This window comes from Comamonadaceae bacterium M7527, from assembly GCA_021044545.1.
Classification (GTDB): domain Bacteria; phylum Pseudomonadota; class Gammaproteobacteria; order Burkholderiales; family Burkholderiaceae_C; genus RS62.
In genome coordinates, this window is the sequence record CP087990.1 from 757,534 (window position 1) to 776,990 (window position 19,457).

The following is a 19,457-nucleotide window of genomic DNA, read 5'->3' on the forward strand; positions in this document are numbered from 1 at the left end:
ATGGCAGAAGAAGAATTCATGCACCACGAGGAAATCGAGCAACTGTGCGGCTTTGTGCGCGCAAGCAAGCAAATTGCATGGCTTGCCGCAAATGGTTACCCCTACGTCTTGAACGCGTCTGGCCGCCCCATTGTGTCACGCATGTTCGTGCGACAACGGCTTGGCGTTGACATCGGGCGTGGGGCAGAATCAGATGAGCCCAACTTCGATTGTGTGAGATGAAACCCAAGTCACCAGCGAACAAAGACCTGCCGCCCAACATGCTGCGCCGTGTTCGCGAAAGAAAAAACCAAACCGCAACCTATTTTTTTTACGTTGCGCGCGACGCATCAGGGCGCCGGCACGAGGTTTCGCTTGGAAAAGACTTGGCCGAAGCCAAGGTGAAGTGGGCCGAGCTTGAGCGACGTGCGCCGCCACGAGACGCACGCACGATCGGAGCCGCGATGGACCGCTATGAGCGCGAGGTGATGCCGACCAAAGCACCAAGGACGCAGCGCGACAACCGGCTTGAAATGCGAGAGATTCGTCGTGCCTTTGGCCACATGGCGCTCGAGGCCATCAAGCCAAAACACATAGCCCAATACCGCGATAGGCGCTCGGCGAAAATCCGCGCCAACCGAGAGCTTGCGCTGCTGAGCCACGTGTTCAACATGGCACGCGAGTGGGGGTTGACCGACGCTGAAAACCCATGCCGAGGCGTCAAGCGCAACAAGCCAGGCGTGCGAGATTTTTACGCCAGCGACCAGGTGTGGGAAGCCGTCATGTCGTGCGCGCCGCAAGACCTGCGGTTTGCAATGGAACTTGCCCACCTGACCGGGCAGCGACCGGCTGATGTGCTGGCGATGCGATGGGCCGATGTGAGAGACGGCATGATTGACGTGCGCCAGGGCAAGACAAACAAACGTCTGCGCATCGTCATTGAAGGGAGGCTTGAGGCCCTGCTTGGCGAGATTCGGGCCACCATCCCAAGCCGACGCAATCAGCTTGCGCCGTGGGTGCTGACGTCAAGCAGCGGCAACAAGCTGACATCAACCATGATTCACTCGCGCATGAAAAAGGCCCGGGAGGCCGCAGCGTCCATGCACCCCGATTTGGCCGAGGACATCGCCCAGGTGCAATTCCGAGACGCCCGCCCCAAGGCAGCATCAGAACTCGACTTGGGCAGCGCACAAGCACTGCTGGGGCACGCCAATCCCGAGCTCACCAAGCGTGTCTACCAGCGGGCCGGGCAGGTCGTCAAACCTGCAAAATGAGGCCAAGTTGCGGAACGGGTTGCGGAACAGTTGCGGAACAAAACGGCTAAGTTAGTAAGCACTCTCGCTGCACCCCTTGTGAAAATGGTGGGTCGTGTAGGATTCGAACCTACGACAAACGGATTAAAAGTCCGCTGCTCTACCAACTGAGCTAACGACCCACGCTTAATGGGTTGGTTGCAGTGCGGTTACCGGGTAACCATTGCTGCGTCCTAAGCCTACTAGTATAGCGCGTTTTTGGCGATTTTTAAAGCTGCGCTCAAAAAAGTGAACTGATGTGCACACCTGTCGCTAGTGCTTTGTTGCGTCTGCTATGGCCTGCATGCACCAACCCGCAGCGGCCATGCCAAATGCCGCTGTGACGGCTACACTGGAACCGTAGCCATGGCAATTGAGCGAGCCGTCGCGGGCACTACCCTCGCCCGCATCAGCACCCACGTCACACAATGCTTGCGCGGGCTGCAGCACAGGCTCACGGCTGAAGACACACGCAATTATACGTCCTGCTCTGGGCGCGTTGTGTTGCTTGCGCAAGCGGTAGCGCAACTGCGCCAACAAAGGGTCATGGGTGACTTGCGCCAAGTCGTCAATTTGCATCAGGTGCGACTGGCGCTTGCCGCCAGCTGCACCCACACTGACAAACGTGCAGGTGTGTTGCAGGCTCCAAGCCGCCATGGCCGTTTTGGCACGCACTTGATCGCAGGCGTCTACCAGTGCTACTGGCGCATGCGAGTCGTGTAAGCCCAACTGTTGGGCGATGTCGCGCCAGTTGTCGGCATCTACGAAATCGTCCACCAAATCCACACGGCAAGCTGGGTTGATGGTGGCTATACGCTCTCGCATGGCCACAATTTTCGATTGACCCAGTGTGTTGACGGTAGCGTGTAGCTGGCGGTTGATGTTGGACTCGGAAATGTGGTCCAAGTCAACCAGGCTGATGCGCTGCACACCACTGCGTGCAAAGGCCTCAGCCACCCAGGAGCCTACCCCGCCTATGCCAACGACCACCGCATGCGCATCAAACACACGCTGCGCGCCGCTGTGGCCATACAAACGCCTCAGCCCCCCAAAACTCCGCTCAAAGTCAAGCGTGGCCTGTGCGGTATCAGTCACGCATCAACAACCAGATTTGAAACTTGAAACCGCCCATAGCGCCCAGCACAATGCCGGTAACCGCAAACAGGCTGGTAAGGCTCAGCGTAGACAAGCCCGACAGGCCTTGGCCTATGGTGCAGCCCATGGCCATCACGCCGCCTATACCCATGAGCGCGCCGCCCAGCATGTGCAACGCCGTATCTTGCGTGCTGCCAAAGCCTTCCCACCTAAAGCTGCCGCTGCGCCACGCTTGCAAGCCACCACCGACAATCACTCCACATACCGATGCAATGCTCAGCGTGATCACATTGCTGGCGTCGCTGAAATAAATCAACCAGTCAAGCACATAGGCGCTGGGCGCCGTAAACGTGAGCGACTCCATACGCGTGCTGTTGGTGGCCAGGTAAGAGGCCTCCAAGGTGTTGGGGTGCTCAGGGACAAAACCCAAGTAACCAGACACCCACCACATGGCAACCACACATGCGCCAATACCCAAACCGCCAACCAGTGACTCGGAGCGTATAAAGCCCTCTCCTTTGAGCGCCCACGCCACCAAACCGCCACCCACCAGCAGCGCAGCAAACATGCCAACACTGGCCACATCCTGGCCCAACACAGTGGCCAGCCAATGCGGCAGCAAGGCAGTGTCCATTTCAAAGTTCACCCGGTCCACCGTGTAAGTGCGCGCCACAGCGGTAATACCGCGCAGGGTCATAAAGGCAAACAAGCCCATGAACACAAACACCAGCAAGCCCTTGAGGCTACCTGCGCCAATGCGCAGCAGTGTCTTGCTGCCGCAGCCAGACGCCAGCACCATGCCAAAACCAAACATGGTGCCGCCCAGCAAGGCCGACAACCACATGACACGCCCACTGGCATAAATGCTGTCGGTAGGTGTGATCAGACCAGCATAGGCCAAGGCGTAAAACCCCAGCATGGCCACACCAACGGCCAAGGCCCACATGCGCATGCGTGTCCAGTCGCCCATGTTGACGATGTCGCTAATAGCACCCATGGTGCAAAAGTGGCTGCGCTGAGACACCCAGCCAAATACAACAGACACGGCAAAGCCGGCCCACAACACCTGGGCCTGCATGAGGTTTAGGTCGACAGAGTCCATAAGAGGCGTTACTTCAGAGCGTCCAAGCGTTGCTTGGCGGCCTGCGCTGCCTCGCTGCTGGGGAATTGGCGAATCAAGGCCTCAAGATTGGTCTTGGCACCGCGCTTGTCACGCAGCTCAACCTGGCAGTTGGCTTTGGCCAACATGGCCTCGGGCACACGCGCATGCTGGGCAAACTTGGTGGTCAACTCGTTGAATGTTTTGAGCGCCGCGCTGTACTGACCAGTGGCGTAATAGGCATTACCAAGCCAAAACAACGCGCTTGGCACGTAACCCGACTCAGGAAACTCTTGCAACAAAGTGGTTAACACACCACCTGCGACTTCAAAATTACCACCGCGCAAGGCTGTCATGGCGGTTTCGTAGTCGGCTTTCTCTTTCGGTCCTACGCTGAAGTTCTCGTTGTCCACCGTGACCGTAGCCGGCTCAAGTTGGCTCAGGCGGCTGTCAACGCTATCAACCAACGCACGCAATTCATCTACGGCGCGAGCGAGTTGCTCGTTTTGACCCCGCAGCTGTGCAAGCTCACTGCGCAACTGCTCGTTTTGGTTGGCCAACTCCAAAATACTTTCGCTGGTGGCTATCTTGGACAGCTGATCCTGGGTCACCTGCATGCGCTGGCGCAAGTCAATGATGGCGCGGCGCGCCTCTTCGTCCTCAAACAGGGCTGCGTGGCTCAGCTGTGTCGCCATGGTCAGTGCGACCACGGCGCTACATCGAACCAAATGGCTGCTAACAAGCTGTATTTTTTTAAACATAATCATCCATCAGTGTTCTATTTTGCGTACGCAAAGGCTCAAGGCAGGAGCAGGCGCAAACACAAAAAAAGCCTGGCCACCGAAGTGGGCAAGCTTTCATTATCGCAAACCCCGCAGGCAGCCGGGCCGCCTGGGTGTTTGAACCGCAGCGACTAGCGGTAATTGATCAAGGCGCGGCGGTTTAAGCTCATGGAGGCCTCGTCGCCACCGAGCTCGGCGGGCTTTTCCTCGCCAAAGCTGACCGCTTCCATTTGGGCCTCTTGCACACCCAGCAAGGACAATGCGCGGCGTACGGCTTCAGCACGTTGCTGGCCCAATGCCAGGTTGTATTCGCGTCCGCCGCGCTCGTCGGTGTGGCCTTCTACCGTGACACGGCGGCTGCGATCGCTGTTCAGGAAACGCGCGTGCGCGGCCAACAATGGTGTGAACTCATCACCAATGGCGAAGCTGTCAAAGCCAAAGTACACCACACGAGACAAAGACTGCGGGGGCTCTTGTGCACCATCGTTGTTGGCATTCAGCTCTACCCCGGCTACACCGTTGGCGTTAACGCCTGAAGCGTTGGCACCAGCGCCTGCTGCGTTGGCAGTGTTGGACTCGTCAAGCGAGATACCGCTGGCACAACCGCCAAGGATTAGGCTTAGACACAACGCAGCCATGACGGCAAACGCAGATTTCTTCTTCAACATGAGGGCTCCAGTTCAGTGGGGGTCAAAATACAATGGGTGTCCATCTACGGTAGACGACGGCTACCACCATACCAAAAAAGTGTGTCAAGCCAAATGGGTGAAACCCGCCTATAGGCGGTAAGGGCCCCAATCCGGCTCCCGGATGTCACCCGTGGCGCCTGCCAGCCTGGTACGCACACGCCCGTCAACAGACACTGTGACCAGCGCCTCACGCCCGTCAACGCGTGTGGCGTAAATCACCATACGGCTGTTGGCTGAAAAGCTGGGACTCTCGTCGGCATTGGTATCCGTCAGACCTATGACTTCGTTGGTCTCAAGGTTTAGCACTTGCAGGCGGAAACGCCCGTCAATGCGCCCTACAAACGCCAGCCACTTGCCGTCTGGGCTGGGCGCTGGCGAAATGTTGTAGCTGCCCTGAAAGGTGATGCGTGTTGCTTCACCACCACTGGCGGGCATGCGGTAAATCTGTGGCGAGCCGCCACGGTTGCTGACAAAGTACACCGATGCGCCATCTGGCGAGAATGCAGGCTCAGTGTCTATGCTGCTGGTCCGTGTGAGGCGCGTGGGCGCACCACCGTCTTTGGCCAGCGCATAAATTTGTGAGTTGCCTGACAGCGTCAGTGTGGCCAACAGCGTCTGTCCGTCGGGTGACCATGTTGGGGCTGAGTTAGAGCCCTTGAAGTTGGCCATCAAGCGCCGCTTGCCCGTGGCAATGGTGTGCACGTAAATAACCGGCTTGCGGGCCTCAAACGACACATAGGCCAACTGGGTGCCGTCTGGCGACCAGGCGGGTGAAATAACGGGCTGTGGGCTGCTCAGCGCGACTTGTGCGTTTTCGCCATCAGCATCAGCCACCCACAGCTGGTGGCGTGTAGCCGACTTGGTGACATAGGCCACACGCGTGGAGAACACACCGCGCTCACCCGTGAGCTTTTCATACACGGCATCCGCCACACGGTGGGCAGCCAATCGACCCAAGTTGCCCTCGACCGGAAAACTCACGCCGCCCAGGTCTTCAGCGCGCACAACGTCCCACAGGCGAAAGCGCACATCCCATCGGCCTTCATCCAGCTTGTTGACGCTGCCTGTTATCAGTGCGTCCACACCGCGACCGCGCCAAGGGCCCAGGTCTGGACGCGACGATTCGTCCAGCTGCTCGCTGTCCATGGGGACTACGCGAAACAAGCCACTGCGCTCCAAGTCAGCCGTCACAATGTCGTCCACTTTGCTGGACAACAAATCGCGCCCCTTGAATGGCGCAATGGCAAACGGGCGCTGGGTCAGGCCCACGCCGGCCACGTCTACCCTGAACTGAGCGTTGGCCACCATGGCACGCCCAGCACAGCAAAGCCACCGGCGGAGCAGGCCACTGCCAATGCTGTGCGTCTGCTCAGGCAAGGCTTATCGACGAGGCTGGAGAGTTGATCGGCAGATGTGCTGAAATCAGGCATGCTAAGGGGCACTCTTGTTGGTCTACGACCCGTAGATAATAACGGACGCACCGAGCTGGTGGAGCTGATACCCCCGCAAGGCTTAGCGGTAACCATACACAACGCCCAGACACTTTGACGCCAACAGACACAAACACCACTGCCCAGCAAGCCCATCAGGCCACACCCAAGACCATGCGTGAGCGCTTGGCCAGGCTTTGGCCCTACTTCAAGAGTGGGCGCACCGCCATGTTGTGGATTGTGGTGGCCAGCCTGGTGGGGGCCTCTACCGAGCCCATGATTCCCGCCTTGCTGCAAGGCTTGCTGGATGAGGGCTTTGCAGCGCAGTCTGTGCCGCTGTGGATGATTCCTGTGGCGCTACTGGGTGTATTTGGCCTTCGCGGCGCGGCAGGTTTTGCCGCCCAATACCTGCTGTCCTATGTGTCCAATGGCGCCATGCTGCAGCTGCGCCAGGCCATGTTCAAGCGCTTGAGCGTGGCTGAACTCAGCATCTTCCAGTCGCAGTCTGCCAGCAGCTTGTCCAACACCCTGGTCTACGAGGTGCAAAACGGTACCAACATGCTGGTGGGCGCTTTGCTGGTGCTCACCAAGGACAGCCTCACCTTGGTGGCTTTACTGAGCTATTTGTTATACCTCAACTGGCAGCTCACACTGATTGTGTTGCTGGTGTTTCCAGCGCTGGTGCTGGTCATGCGCGTGCTGTCCAGGCGCTTGTATGGCCTCACCCGGCGCAGCCAATTGGCCACCGATGAGCTGGCTTATGTGGTGGAAGAAAATGTATTGGCCCACCGCATGATTCGCCTGCATGCCGCGCAATCGTCACAAGAGGCCCGATTTGCCAAGCTCAGCATGCAGTTGCGCGGCCTGGCACTGCGATCTACCGTGGCGTCCGCAGCCATGACACCGCTGACCCAAATGCTGGCGGCAATGGCCTTGTCAGCCGTGGTGTCTGCCGCACTGTGGCAAGCCAACGCACAAGGCACTTCAGTGGGCAGCTTTGTGTCTTTTGTAACGGCCATGCTGATGCTGGTCGCACCCATCAAACATTTGGCCGATGTGGCCAACCCGATTACGCGCGGGCTGGCCGCACTTGAGCGTGGCCTAGAGCTTATTGAAAACGTGGCCCAGCAGTCCAGCGGTTCACACAAGGCCAACAAGGCCCAGGGGCACTTGACCCTGAACAAGGTGTGCGTGCGCTACGACACCAAGGAAGGCCTCGCGCTAGACGACGTCAGCGTCAGCATTGCACCTGGCGAAGTCGTGGCCTTGGTGGGTCCGTCAGGCGCTGGCAAAACAACCCTGGCCAACTTGTTGCCGCGCTTTGTAGAGGTCAGTGGCGGTGTCATTGAACTAGACGGCGTCGCGCTGCCAGACTGGTGCGTTCACTGCGCGAGCAGTTTGCCTTGGTCAGCCAAGACGTGGTCATGCTCAACGACAGCCTGGCCGCCAATATTGCGCTGGGTCAAACCATAGACCGCGAACGCGTAAACGCGGCGATTCGTGCAGCCAACCTCAGCGATGTCGTCAACGCCCTGCCCGGCGGCATGGATCAAACGGTTGGCCACAACGCCACGCAGCTGTCAGGTGGGCAGCGCCAACGCCTGGCCATAGCCAGGGCGGTGTACAAAGACGCTCCCATTCTGATTTTGGACGAGGCCACCTCTGCGCTGGACAACGAGTCCGAGCGCTTGGTGCAAGAGGCCTTGCAAACGCTGATGGTGGGACGCACCACCGTGGTGATTGCCCACCGGTTGTCAACCATAGAGCACGCCGATCGGGTGCTGGTCATGACCAATGGGCGTATTGCCGAGCAAGGCACACACAAGCAGCTACTGGCCATGAACGGGCTTTATGCCAAGCTGCACGCACAAGGCGCCGTTAACGACTGAAGCGGCAAAGGCTTAGCTCAAGACAATGTTGTACACCTCGGGGTTGAGGCTTGTGTCGGCTTGCAAGTGTATGGGCTTGCCAATAAACGCACTCAAGTCGGCCAGGTGCGCGCTTTCCTCGTCTTGCAGCATGTCGACCACGCTGGTGTGCGCCACCACTCTAAACATCGCAGGGTTGAAGTTGCGCGCCTCTGTGAGCAACTCGCGCAATATCTCGTAGCACACGGTGCGCGCTGTCTTTACCGCGCCACGTCCATGGCACACCGGACACTCGGCGCTGAGTATGTGCGCCAATGACTCGCGCGTGCGTTTACGCGTGAGCTCTAAAAGCCCCAGCGACGAAAAGCCACCAAGCTTGGTCTTGGTGCGGTCTCGGCTTAAGTGCTTTTGCAGTTCAGCCACTACCGCTTCGCGGTGCTGGTCTGTTTGCATGTCAATAAAGTCGGCAATCACAATGCCGCCCAGGTTGCGCAAACGCAGCTGGCGTGCAATGGTTTGTGCGGCCTCCAGGTTGGTTTTGAAGATGGTTTCTTCGAAGTTTTTGGCGCCCACATAACCGCCAGTGTTGACGTCTATGGTGGTAAGCGCCTCGGTTTGGTCCACCACCAAATACCCGCCTGAGCGCAGGTCAACCCGGCGCTGTAAAGCCGTGGCAATCTCGCCGTCTACGTTGTACAAGTCAAACACCGTGCGCTCGCCTTGGTGCAAGCTGAGCTTGTCCAGCGTGTCTGGCATAAAGGTGGTCGCAAAGCTTTGCATCGCTTGCAGTTGCTCACGTGAGTCCACGCGAATGCTGCGCGTTTTGGGCTCCACAATGTCTCGCAACACGCGTTGCACCAAGCTCAAGTCCTGATGCAGCAACGACGGTGCAGGCTGCGTGGTGCTTGCGGCCTTGATGCGTTGCCACGTGGTGGTGAGGTAGGCCATGTCTTGGGCCAATTCATGGTCTGTCGCGTCTTCTGCATTGGTGCGTAATATGTAGCCGCCCAGCGCAGTGCTTTGACCCAGCGCTGCATTGCTGCTGTCGCGCAAATCCACCAGTCTACGGCGCAGCGCTTCACGTTGTTCTGTGGGTATTTTTTGCGACACACCCACATGGTCGTCTTGAGGCAGAAACACCAACAACCGCCCGGCTACGCTGATTTGAGCACTCAAACGCGCGCCTTTGCTGCCTATGGGATCTTTGAGCACTTGCACCAGCAAGGACTGCCCGACAAACACCTGGCGCTCTATGGGGGGTACAGCTTGCGCCTCATCACCGTCTTTATTGTGCTTGGCCGCCAGGTTGGGAATGAGGTCAGCCACATGCAGGAAAGCCGCGCGCTCCAGGCCAATGTCAATAAAGGCCGACTGCATACCAGGCAGTACGCGGGTGACTTTGCCCATGTACACATTGCCCACCAAGCCACGCTCCAGTGAGCGCTCAATGAACACGTCTTGCACCGCACCGTACTCAACCACGGCAACACGGGTTTCCTGAGGCGACCAATTGATGAGTATTTCGTGGTTCATGGTGACTAATGTGGGCTAAACCGCCAGCTGCACGCCAGCGCTGCGCAACAACTGACAAGTCTCAAACGCGGGCAGGCCCATGATGCCCGAATAGCTGCCGCCAATGTGCGGCACAAACACAGCTGCAAGCCCTTGTATGCCGTAGCCACCCGCTTTACCCATGGGCTCGCCAGAGGCCACGTAGGCATTGATTTGTGCGCGCGACAGCTGCGCAAAGGTCACGGTGGAGCGCGACACAGCCAGGTCCACCGACAGCTTGCCCTGTTTGCTCAGGCGCCCCACAGCCACTGCGGTAAACACCTGGTGTGTATTGCCACTAAGCCCACCCAACATGCGCTTGGCATGCGCTGCGCTGGTGGGTTTGCCCAAAATTTGTCCATTGAGTGCCACCGTGGTGTCGGCGCACAACACCACTTTGGGTGGTAACTTGCGCGCTTGCATGCGCTCAATAGCGGCGTGCAGTTTGAGTTTTGTGACCCGTTTGACATAGGCCAATGCGCGCTCATCGTGCAGCTCGGCTTCTAAAGCTTCGGCGGCATCCGCCTCATCGGCGCTGGGCACCAGCAACTCAGCGTCCACACCCCACAGCTTCAGCAACTCCGCGCGCCGTGGGCTTTGCGAGGCCAGGTAAATGGTTTGACGCGCCTTGGCGCCTGGGGCTTTGGTAGACATAGAAAGAGCCCAGCCTTACTCGCGGTGATAGGGGTGGTTGGCGTTGACAGACCAGGCCCGGTACAGCTGCTCAATCAGCAGCACGCGCGCCATGGCGTGGGGTAATGTGAGGTCAGACAAGCGAATGCGTTGGTGCGCGCTGCTGCGCAAATCGGGATCTAGCCCATCTGGCCCACCAATGAGCAACACAACATCGGTGCCGCCCAATTGCCACTGGGTCAGTTGCTCGGCCAGCTGCTTGGTGGTGAGGTTGGCACCTCGCTCATCAAGCGCCACAACACGCGCGCCCTTGGGAATGTGGGCCTCCATGCGCGTGCGCTCTGCAGCCATGATGCCGGCAATATCACTGGAGTGACGTGGCTGGGTTTTAACCAGACGCACGTCAACCTTGAGCTCAGGCGGGAAACGTTTGGCGTAGTCGTCAAACGCAGTTTGCGCCCAGTCGGGCATGCGTTGACCGACCGCAATCAGGATCAACCGCATGTCAGCGCGCCTGGGTTACTTGGCCTTTTTGGCAGTGGCTTTTTTGGCAACCGGCCTGGCCGCCACCTTTGCAGCCGGTTTGACGCGCGGTTTCACCGCAGCCTTGGCTGGGACCTTTTTAGCCAGTACTTTTTTGGCAGCTGGCTTGGGCTTGTTCACGGTTACGGTTTTGGGCTTGCTGGCTGGTGAAGCTGTGGCTTTTTTAGCCACCGCTTTTTTGGCCACTGCAGACTTGGCAGCAGCATTGACCGTTGACGTCTTGGGTGCGGCTTTTTTGGCGGCGGTTTTTTTGGCAGGCGTCGCTTTAACGCTTGCTTTTGCCACAGCCTTTACGCCGGCCTTGGTGCCCGGCGTGGCGGCTGGTTTGGAAGCGGGCTTGGCCGCTGACTTGACCGGCGTCTTGACAGCAGGCTTTGCCTTACCTGGTTTGCGTGCCACCTGGCTTTTTGCAGCCGGCTTGTCGGCTGGCATAGGCTCTGATGCTTTCACCAAACCACGCGCTTTGGCTTGCTTGAGTTTGACGGGCTTGTCACCCCAGATTTCTTCCAGGCGGTAGTACTCGCGAATGATGGGTTGCATCACGTGCACCACGGCTGCGCCGCAGTCCACAATAATCCATTCGCCATTGTCTTCGCCCTCCACGCGGGGCTTGGGCAAACCTGCGTCGCGCACTTCGTCGCGAACGTGTGAGGCCAATGCCTTTGTTTGGCGGTTGCTGGAGCCGCTCACAATAATCACTCGCTCAAACAGCGCAGACAAATGCTCGGTGTCAAACACAGAGATGTCTTTGCCTTTGACGTCCTCTAGCGCACCCACGATCAGGTTTTGCAGGGATTGGATATCGGTTTTGGTGCTCATGGGCGGCTTTTCACAGAAAAATACAAACGTTAAAAAAACTAACTCAGGCCACTGTAGGCGCACGGTATAAACCGTTGCGCTCAATGTAGTGGGCCACTTCAGGTGCTACTTGCTCACGCCATCCGTTGGCACTGGGCTGTTGACCGACCTGCGCTCGGATCGCGGTGGAACTCATGGTGACGGGAGCGACTGGCAGCAGCTGCACTTGCAAGCCCAAAGCCTGCCACTGCCCCAAGTCATCGGGTGCAGGCGCATCGCTGGCGGATTCGGCCCTGTGGGCCACAGCCAGCAATACACGACTGGCTATATTTTGCCACTGATGCCAGCTGGTAAACCGCATGAGTTGGTCCCACCCCACAACCAACACCAATTCTGGCGCGATTGCGCCACGTGTATACCTTTGTTGCAAGGCGTTTAGCGTATCAATGGTGTAGCTGGCACCTTCACGCGTTATCTCGCACGTATCAATGATCGCGCCGGCTATACCCCCAAATGCCAACTCGGCCATCGCCACGCGGTGAGCCGCCGCAGTGAGCTCTCGCGCCTTGTGCCAGGCGTAGCCGGTGGGCACCATGTGCAAGGCATGCAAGCCCAAAGACTGAACGGCAGACAAGGCCACGTTGTAGTGCGCTTTATGTGGCGGATCAAAAGAGCCGCCCATCATGCCAATGCGTAAAGGGGTGGCGTCTGTCACTCGTTAGACGTTGTGGCGTTGGTGCTTGTAGCGTCCAACCAGTCGCGGCGCACCAGAAAGTCGCTCAACAGCTTGGCCTCTGGCGACTGTGGCTGCGGCGTATTGGCATAAGACCACGACACCATAGGCGGCATGGACAGCAAAATGGATTCTGTACGCCCACCAGACTGCAGGCCAAAGTGTGTACCCCTGTCCCACACCAGGTTGAACTCTACGTAGCGGCCACGGCGGTACAGCTGGTGGTCACGATTGGCATCGGTGTAGGGGGTGTCCTTGCGGGCCTGTGCAATAGGCATGTACGCACCGAGAAAGGCGTCGCCTACAGCTTGCATCATCTCAAAACTGCGCTGTGGGCCCAGCTCGGAGAAATCGTCAAAAAACACCCCGCCTACGCCACGCTGCTCTTGTCTGTGCGCCAAATAAAAATACTCGTCGCACCACGTTTTGAAGCGCGGGTATTTGTCACTGCCAAAGGGCTGCAAAGCATCTGCACAGTTTTGGTGAAAGTGCCTGGCATCGTCTTCAAACCCGTAATAAGGTGTTAAATCCATACCACCGCCAAACCAGCATACGGGCTCACCGCCATCTTTTGGCGTGGCGGCAATCATGCGCACGTTCATATGCACCGTGGGCACAAAGGGGTTGCGCGGGTGAAACACCAGGGACACGCCCATGGCCTCAAAGGGCGCACCGGCCAACTCGGGCCGGTGTTGCGTAGCAGATGGCGGCAAGGCCGGGCCCGACACATCAGAAAAGCCGCAGCCCGCGCGCTCAAAAACAGGGCCACCTTCAAGTATCTGTGTAATGCCCTGTCCTTGTAGCTTCTCGCCAGAAGGCTTGCGCCATGAATCGACGGTCACGGTACTGCCATCCAAGACCACCACGGCATCCATGATGCGTTGCTGCAGGCCTTTGAGATAGGCACGAACGGCGTCTGGAGAAACAGTGTTTGAAAGCGACATGGTTTATAACTTGACGTAAGGCTTGACAGGGCTTTGCAATTGCGGGCGACAGCCTTGGGCATTGGCCAACACCGCTTCAATGCGGGCAAACTCGGCAAGTGGGTCATCGCCAAGGGGGCGATCCAAGCAGCCACGCACACCCACTTCCTTGGTGTTGTAGTCAATCACCGCAACAACCAGGGGCACTTTAGTCTCTTGCCACAAGTGGTAAAAGCCCATGCGCCAGCCATTGACATAACTGCGCGTGCCCTCAGGTGCCAGCACCAGCCAAAAGTCGTCGCTGGCCATCATGTCAGCAGCGGTGTTGTTAACCATGCCATTGGCGCTGCCTCGGTTCACAGCAATGCCACCTAGCCAGCGTATCCAGCCGCCAAGCACAGGCGCGAGTACCAGGCTGTCTTTGGCCCAGAAACGCACCTGCCAGCCCATGGCCCACTTGAAACAGATGCCAACTATGAAATCCCAGTTGCTGGTGTGCGGGTACACCACCACAATACCGCGCGGCCCTGGCAGGTCGGCGTCCAGCAACTTCCAGCCAAACAAAGTGAGCAGCCAGCGCGCCAGCGCACTGCCCTGGCCTTGTGAGGCCGGCTTGCTCAAGCCTGCAATGAGTGGCTTGCTGCTCATGACAGCGCCCTGGCACCAATGTCGGTGCGGTATTGGGAGCCAACCAGCTCTATGGAGCGCATGGCCTGGTAAGCCACATCTTGGGCTTGCGCCACGTTGTCAGCCAACGCACTCACACACAATACGCGTCCACCACTGCTTAGCAGCTGCGTGTCAACGAGGGCCGTACCCGCATGAAACACCATGCACTGCGCACTGTTTGTGGGCAAGCCGCTGATCACGTCGCCCTTGCGGGGCTTTAGCGGGTAGCCGTTCGCGGCCAACACCACACCAAGTGCCACGCGCTCGTCCCAATCGAGTACCAGGTCGTTGAACTCACCCTTGGCGCCTGCCAGCAGCACCTGGCCCAGGTCTGATTGCAAGCGCATCAAAATTGGCTGCGTTTCTGGGTCGCCCATACGGCAGTTGAACTCTAGTGTCTTGATATCGCCATCAGGCGCAATCATCAAACCGGCGTATAAAAACCCGGTAAAGGTGATGCCATCTTTAGCCATGCCGCGCACCGTAGGCCAAATGACCTGATCCATGGCCTTGTCGAACACCGCTTGCGTCACCACAGGCGCTGGCGAATACGCGCCCATACCGCCTGTGTTGGGGCCTTGATCGTTGTCCAGCAAACGCTTGTGGTCTTGGCTGGTGGCCATGGGCACCACTTGCGTACCGTCCACCATCACAATGAAACTTGCCTCTTCACCCAGCAGACATTCCTCAATGACCACGCGTGCGCCATCGGCGTTGTGCGCCACACCCAGGCTGTTGTCGCCAAGCATGTCGTCCACCGCGGCGTGACCTTGCTCTGGCGTGGCAGCAACCACCACGCCCTTGCCGGCGGCCAAGCCATCGGCTTTCACCACGATAGGTGCACCCATGGTGTCTATGTAGGCATGTGCCTGCGCAGCGTCTGTAAAGGTCTCAAACGCCGCGGTTGGAATACCGTGACGCTGCATAAACGCCTTGGAAAACGCCTTGGAACTCTCCAGCTGAGCCGCCGCCTTCGTAGGGCCAAAAATGGCCAAGCCATTGGCACGAAACAAATCAACGACACCGCTGGCCAAAGGCGCCTCTGGCCCCACGACTGTCAGGTCAATCTGGTTGGCTTTGGCCCATGCACACAACTGGTCGTTGTCGGCTATGGCAATGTTGGTGAGCTTGGGGTCAAGTGCGGTGCCGCCATTGCCAGGAGCCACAAACACTTGCGCCACGCTGGCACTGTTGGCCAGCTTCCAGGCCAAGGCGTGCTCTCGCCCGCCGCCGCCAATAACCAATACCTTTAGTTCTTGCATGCTGTTGTCAGTCAACGTTATAAACTGGCTTTATTCGCCCAAATCCAAAGCGGCATTGTGGAAAACGTCTTGCACATCGTCCAAGTCTTCCAGCATGTCTAGCAGCTTTTGCATGCGCTGCGCATCCTCGCCAGCTATCTCTATGGTGTTTTCGGCGCGCATGGTGACTTCAGCCACTTCGGGCTCGCAACCTGCATCGACCAAAGCGGCTTTCACCGCCTCAAAGTCGCTGGGTGCGCACAGCACCTCAATCGCGCCATCATCATCAGACAGCACGTCTTGCGCGCCGGCTTCCAGCGCCAACTCCATCACCTTGTCTTCGTCTGTGCCCGGCGCAAACACCAGCTGGCCCACATGCTTGAACTGAAACGCCACTGAGCCTTCAGTGCCCAGGTTGCCGCCATGCTTGCTCAGCGCGTGGCGCACCGCCGCAACCGTGCGCACCTTGTTGTCTGTCATGGTGTCGATGATGACGGCAGCGCCTGCAATACCGTAGCCCTCGTAGCGAATCTCTTCGTAGTTCACGCCTTCGAGGTTGCCCGTGGCCTTATCTATGTTGCGCTTGATGGTGTCAGCCGGCATGTTGGCGGCCTTGGCCTTGTCAATGGCCAGTCGCAATCTAGGGTTGGCGTCCAGGTCCGCACCACCGTGGCGCGCTGCCACCATGATTTCGCGAATCACGCGTGTCCACACTTTGCCGCGCTTTTCGTCTTGGCGGCCTTTTCTGTGCTGAATATTGGCCCATTTGCTATGACCTGCCATGAAAAATCCTCTTAATTGCAGTAGTTGTAATGCATTCACCAAAGCCGCAACAACCATCCCGGTTGCACGTGCTGTTAACACGCCATTGTACTTTCGAGGTTGACCTGACCATGTTGGCCAGGATGCACGCCTACGCCCTCATCGTCGCCCAAGCCAGCAACATGAAAACCACACGGGCGCAACCCCAACAGGAAAAAGGCAACATAGGGGCTGGCTTGCTGCGCAGGCACAACGCTGATTATTTAAAATCGTCAAACGCCAACCATTTATGAAACAACTTGTGCAACTACTCATCATCATGCTCATCGCCATTCCTATCCTGCTGGTAGTTGCCGGTCAGCTCGGCATGCTCAGCGGCTCAATGCCCAACAATTTGGGCGTGAACGACGGCAAACTGAAAGGCTTATCGGCTACGCGCAACAGCGTGAGCTCACAAGCCAATCTATACCCTGACCACCCCATGCGCAGCTACGCAGACCTGGAGCCGTTGCCGCTTGTGGGCGATGCAAAAGCGTCTATGGCCAAGCTGGTCACCACGCTAAAGGCCACCGCAGGCGTGAGCATAGAGGAGCAGCGCGACGACTACATACGCGCGCAAGCCCGCACCAAACTACTGGGCTTTGTCGATGACCTGGAGTTTTGGCTCAACAAGGACGCCGGCTACATCGACGTGCGCAGTGCATCCCGTTTGGGCCGCGAAGACTTTGGCGTCAACCGCAAACGCCTGGAAACCCTGCGCGCCGCATACCTGCAATAGCCCAGGGCTGTGGTCCTGTGGCATGCCCCGGGATACACCCCACTAAGCCACACAAGCCCTGTCAAATAAAAAAGCCGCTGGCAACACACCAGCGGCTTTGGGATCAGGCTACCAAGCCAGCTGATCAATCAGCCGTAGACTCCTCAGCCTTGGGCGCTTTGCCCTTCTTCTCTGCTGGCGTAATGTCCAGCAAAACCGCATCCTTGTCGTCAAGGTCCACGCTCAAGCGGCCACCATCCACCAAACGGCCAAACAGCAACTCGTCTGCCAAGGCCTTGCGAATCATGTCCTGAATGAGGCGCTGCATGGGGCGAGCGCCCATGAGTGGGTCAAAGCCCTTCTTGGCCAGGTGCTTGCGCACCGTATCGGTGAAGGTGACCTCCACTTTCTTTTCACCCAACTGCGTTTCGAGTTCAAGCAAGAACTTGTCGACCACGCGCAGGATAATGTTTTCGTCAAGCGCCTTGAAGCTCACGATGGCGTCCAAGCGGTTGCGGAACTCTGGCGTGAACAAGCGCTTGATATCCCCCATTTCGTCGCCAGACTGGCGCGCAGTGGTAAAGCCAATGGTGGACTTGCTCATGGTTTCAGCGCCCGCATTGGTGGTCATGATGATGATCACGTTACGGAAGTCTGCCTTGCGCCCGTTGTTGTCTGTGAGTGTGCCGTGGTCCATCACTTGCAACAACACGTTGAACACGTCTGGGTGTGCTTTTTCGATTTCGTCCAGCAACAACACGCAATGCGGCTTTTTGGTGACGGCTTCGGTCAGCAAGCCACCCTGATCAAAACCCACATAGCCTGGGGGCGCGCCAATAAGGCGGCTCACCGCGTGGCGCTCCATGTACTCGCTCATGTCAAAGCGAATGAGCTCAATGCCCATGATGTAGGCCAACTGCTTGGCTGCTTCGGTTTTGCCCACACCCGTAGGGCCACTGAACAAAAAGGAACCAATGGGTTTATCGGTTTTACCCAGTCCGGAGCGTGCCATTTTCACGCTGGAGGCCAAGGCTTCAAGCGCATTGTCTTGACCAAACACAACGCTCTTGAGGTCGCGCTCAAGGGTCTTGAGTTTGCCTTTGTCGTCGTTGGACACGTTGGCTGGCGGAATACGCGCAATCTTGGCCACAATGTCTTCGATTTCAGCTTTGCTAATGGTCTTCTTGCGCTTGCTAGGTACCAAAATACGCTGGGCCGCACCCGCCTCGTCTATCACGTCAATCGCCTTGTCAGGCAACTGGCGGTCGTTGATGTACTTGGCGCTGAGCTCTGCGGCGGCTTGCAAGGCAGCAACGGCGTACTTCACGTTGTGGTGCTCTTCAAAGCGCGACTTCAAACCCTTGAGAATATCGACTGTTTCAGACACGGTGGGCTCAACAACGTCTACCTTCTGGAATCGACGAGACAACGCCGCGTCTTTCTCGAAAATACCGCGGTACTCGGTGAAGGTGGTTGCGCCTATGCACTTGAGCTGGCCGCTGGACAGCGCGGGCTTGAGCAGGTTGGACGCGTCCATGGTGCCGCCAGAGGCCGCACCCGCGCCAATCAGCGTGTGAATTTCATCGATAAACAACACCGCATTGGGCTTGTCCTTGAGGGATTTGAGCACGCCCTTTAAGCGTTGCTCAAAGTCACCGCGGTACTTGGTGCCGGCCAGCAATGCCCCCATGTCCAGTGAATACACATTGGCCTCAGCCAATACTTCGGGCACCAAGCCCTCTGTGATACGCCATGCCAGGCCCTCTGCAATGGCCGTCTTGCCCACGCCAGCCTCACCCACCAGCAGCGGATTGTTTTTGCGGCGGCGGCACAGGATTTGTATGGTGCGCTCCACCTCGTACTCGCGGCCAATAAGCGGATCAATCTTGCCCTCTTTGGCTTGTTGGTTCAGGTTGACAGTGAACTGCTCAAGCGCAGACTGCTTTTCCGAGCGTTCGCCACCGGGCGCTGCTGCGGTCTCTTCGCCTGCAGCCTCTTCAGCCTTGCCCGCTTCGGGCGGGTCACTCTTGCGAATGCCGTGGGCAATAAAGTTCACCACGTCTAAACGTGTCACACCTTGCTGGTGCAAGTAGTACACAGCGTGCGAGTCTTTTTCACCAAATATGGCGACCAGCACATTGGCACCCGTGACCTCTTTTTTGCCACTGCCAGTGCTTTGCACATGCATGATGGCGCGCTGGATCACACGCTGGAAACCCAGCGTGGGCTGGGTGTCTACGTCGTCAGTGCCTGCAACTTGCGGCGTGTTGTCCTTGATGAATTTCGTCAGCGATTTACGCAAATCATCCACGTTTGCGGAACAGGCCTTTAACACCTCGGACGCGCTGGGGTTGTCTAGCAAAGCCAGCAACAGGTGCTCCACGGTGATGAATTCATGGCGTTGCTGTCTGGCCTCAACAAAGGCCATGTGCAAACTGACTTCAAGTTCTTGGGCGATCATTTGAATTCCTCACGGCTGCGTTTAGTTCTGAAATTGACTGTACGCGAGATTGATAGACACAGTATGCCCATAGGTACTAGGTGGGGTGCGAAGCTGTGAATTCAACCGCACAGCACCTATTGGCAATGGCACACAAAAGCCTTGTTGACATC

Annotated in this window: 18 protein-coding genes, 1 tRNA gene and 1 pseudogene; 4 read left to right on the forward strand and 16 right to left on the reverse strand. The window is 57.9% G+C overall.

Translation table 11 applies throughout. The features are described from left to right. Together LN050_03575 and LN050_03580 are read left to right on the forward strand one after the other, a co-directional pair. Window positions 1-222 (forward strand): DUF4224 domain-containing protein, encoded by a 222-nt coding sequence (locus tag LN050_03575; GenBank protein ID UFS56930.1) that lies wholly within the window; start codon window positions 1-3, stop codon window positions 220-222. After that, window positions 219-1,253 carry a tyrosine-type recombinase/integrase gene (locus tag LN050_03580; protein ID UFS56931.1) on the forward strand — a complete coding sequence of 345 codons (1,035 nt, stop codon included), beginning with the start codon at window positions 219-221 and terminating at the stop codon, window positions 1,251-1,253. The genes LN050_03575 and LN050_03580 overlap by 4 nt, the downstream gene beginning before the upstream one ends. 85 nt (window positions 1,254-1,338) lie before the next feature. On the opposite strand, the gene LN050_03585 is transcribed toward LN050_03580, so the two are convergent. The 6 genes from LN050_03585 to tolB form a co-directional block, all read right to left on the reverse strand. Beyond that, window positions 1,339-1,414, reverse strand: a tRNA-Lys gene (locus tag LN050_03585). Window positions 1,415-1,544: 130 nt separating this feature from the next. Next, window positions 1,545-2,366, reverse strand: a complete 822-nt coding sequence (locus tag LN050_03590) for a tRNA threonylcarbamoyladenosine dehydratase (GenBank protein ID UFS56932.1) — start codon at window positions 2,364-2,366, stop codon at window positions 1,545-1,547. Beyond that, window positions 2,359-3,468 carry a YeeE/YedE family protein gene (locus LN050_03595; protein UFS56933.1) on the reverse strand — a complete coding sequence of 370 codons (1,110 nt, stop codon included), beginning with the start codon at window positions 3,466-3,468 and terminating at the stop codon, window positions 2,359-2,361. Before LN050_03595 ends, LN050_03590 begins: the two co-directional genes overlap by 8 nt. 8 nt (window positions 3,469-3,476) lie before the next feature. Next, entirely contained in the window at window positions 3,477-4,160 is a 684-nt protein-coding gene (gene ybgF, locus LN050_03600; GenBank protein ID UFS56934.1) for a tol-pal system protein YbgF, read from the reverse strand. Between the two features lie 218 nt (window positions 4,161-4,378). Then, entirely contained in the window at window positions 4,379-4,915 is a 537-nt protein-coding gene (locus tag LN050_03605) for an OmpA family protein (protein ID UFS56935.1), read from the reverse strand. Between the two features lie 108 nt (window positions 4,916-5,023). Beyond that, window positions 5,024-6,244, reverse strand: a complete 1,221-nt coding sequence (gene tolB / locus LN050_03610; protein ID UFS56936.1) for a Tol-Pal system beta propeller repeat protein TolB — start codon at window positions 6,242-6,244, stop codon at window positions 5,024-5,026. Window positions 6,245-6,540: 296 nt separating this feature from the next. Between tolB and msbA the strand changes: the two are divergent. Further along, window positions 6,541-8,255: pseudogene (msbA, locus tag LN050_03615) on the forward strand (lipid A export permease/ATP-binding protein MsbA). Window positions 8,256-8,267: 12 nt separating this feature from the next. Here the strand turns inward: msbA and rng are convergent. From rng to LN050_03660, 9 genes are read right to left on the reverse strand one after another with little or no spacing between them, the layout of a single operon-like run. Then, on the reverse strand, window positions 8,268-9,767 hold the full coding sequence (gene rng, locus LN050_03620) for a ribonuclease G (GenBank protein ID UFS56937.1): 1,500 nt from the start codon (window positions 9,765-9,767) through the stop codon (window positions 8,268-8,270). Window positions 9,768-9,782: 15 nt separating this feature from the next. Next, entirely contained in the window at window positions 9,783-10,439 is a 657-nt protein-coding gene (locus LN050_03625) for a Maf family nucleotide pyrophosphatase (GenBank protein ID UFS56938.1), read from the reverse strand. 15 nt (window positions 10,440-10,454) lie between these two features. Beyond that, window positions 10,455-10,922 (reverse strand): 23S rRNA (pseudouridine(1915)-N(3))-methyltransferase RlmH, encoded by a 468-nt coding sequence (gene rlmH / locus LN050_03630; protein UFS56939.1) that lies wholly within the window; start codon window positions 10,920-10,922, stop codon window positions 10,455-10,457. A 15-nt stretch (window positions 10,923-10,937) separates the two neighbouring features. Then, window positions 10,938-11,780, reverse strand: a complete 843-nt coding sequence (gene rsfS / locus LN050_03635; protein UFS56940.1) for a ribosome silencing factor — start codon at window positions 11,778-11,780, stop codon at window positions 10,938-10,940. A 43-nt stretch (window positions 11,781-11,823) separates the two neighbouring features. After that, the gene (nadD, locus tag LN050_03640; protein ID UFS56941.1) at window positions 11,824-12,474 is read right to left on the reverse strand and encodes a nicotinate (nicotinamide) nucleotide adenylyltransferase; all 651 of its coding nucleotides are present in this window, start codon (window positions 12,472-12,474) and stop codon (window positions 11,824-11,826) included. After that, entirely contained in the window at window positions 12,471-13,436 is a 966-nt protein-coding gene (hemF, locus tag LN050_03645) for an oxygen-dependent coproporphyrinogen oxidase (GenBank protein ID UFS56942.1), read from the reverse strand. Before hemF ends, nadD begins: the two co-directional genes overlap by 4 nt. A gap of 3 nt (window positions 13,437-13,439) precedes the next feature. Further along, window positions 13,440-14,063, reverse strand: a complete 624-nt coding sequence (locus tag LN050_03650) for a 1-acyl-sn-glycerol-3-phosphate acyltransferase (GenBank protein UFS56943.1) — start codon at window positions 14,061-14,063, stop codon at window positions 13,440-13,442. After that, a complete protein-coding gene (gene purD / locus LN050_03655; GenBank protein ID UFS56944.1) occupies window positions 14,060-15,346 on the reverse strand; it encodes a phosphoribosylamine--glycine ligase in 1,287 nt (428 codons plus the stop codon). Before purD ends, LN050_03650 begins: the two co-directional genes overlap by 4 nt. A 30-nt stretch (window positions 15,347-15,376) precedes the next feature. After that, a complete protein-coding gene (locus LN050_03660) occupies window positions 15,377-16,108 on the reverse strand; it encodes a YebC/PmpR family DNA-binding transcriptional regulator (protein ID UFS56945.1) in 732 nt (243 codons plus the stop codon). A 268-nt stretch (window positions 16,109-16,376) separates the two neighbouring features. Here LN050_03660 and LN050_03665 point away from each other — a divergent pair, with 268 nt between their 5' ends. Next, window positions 16,377-16,865 carry a DUF1499 domain-containing protein gene (locus tag LN050_03665; protein UFS56946.1) on the forward strand — a complete coding sequence of 163 codons (489 nt, stop codon included), beginning with the start codon at window positions 16,377-16,379 and terminating at the stop codon, window positions 16,863-16,865. A gap of 124 nt (window positions 16,866-16,989) precedes the next feature. On the opposite strand, the gene clpA is transcribed toward LN050_03665, so the two are convergent. After that, complete coding sequence (gene clpA / locus LN050_03670) at window positions 16,990-19,305, reverse strand: ATP-dependent Clp protease ATP-binding subunit ClpA (GenBank protein ID UFS56947.1); 2,316 nt, start codon at window positions 19,303-19,305, stop codon at window positions 16,990-16,992. Window positions 19,306-19,457: the final 152 nt, after the last annotated feature.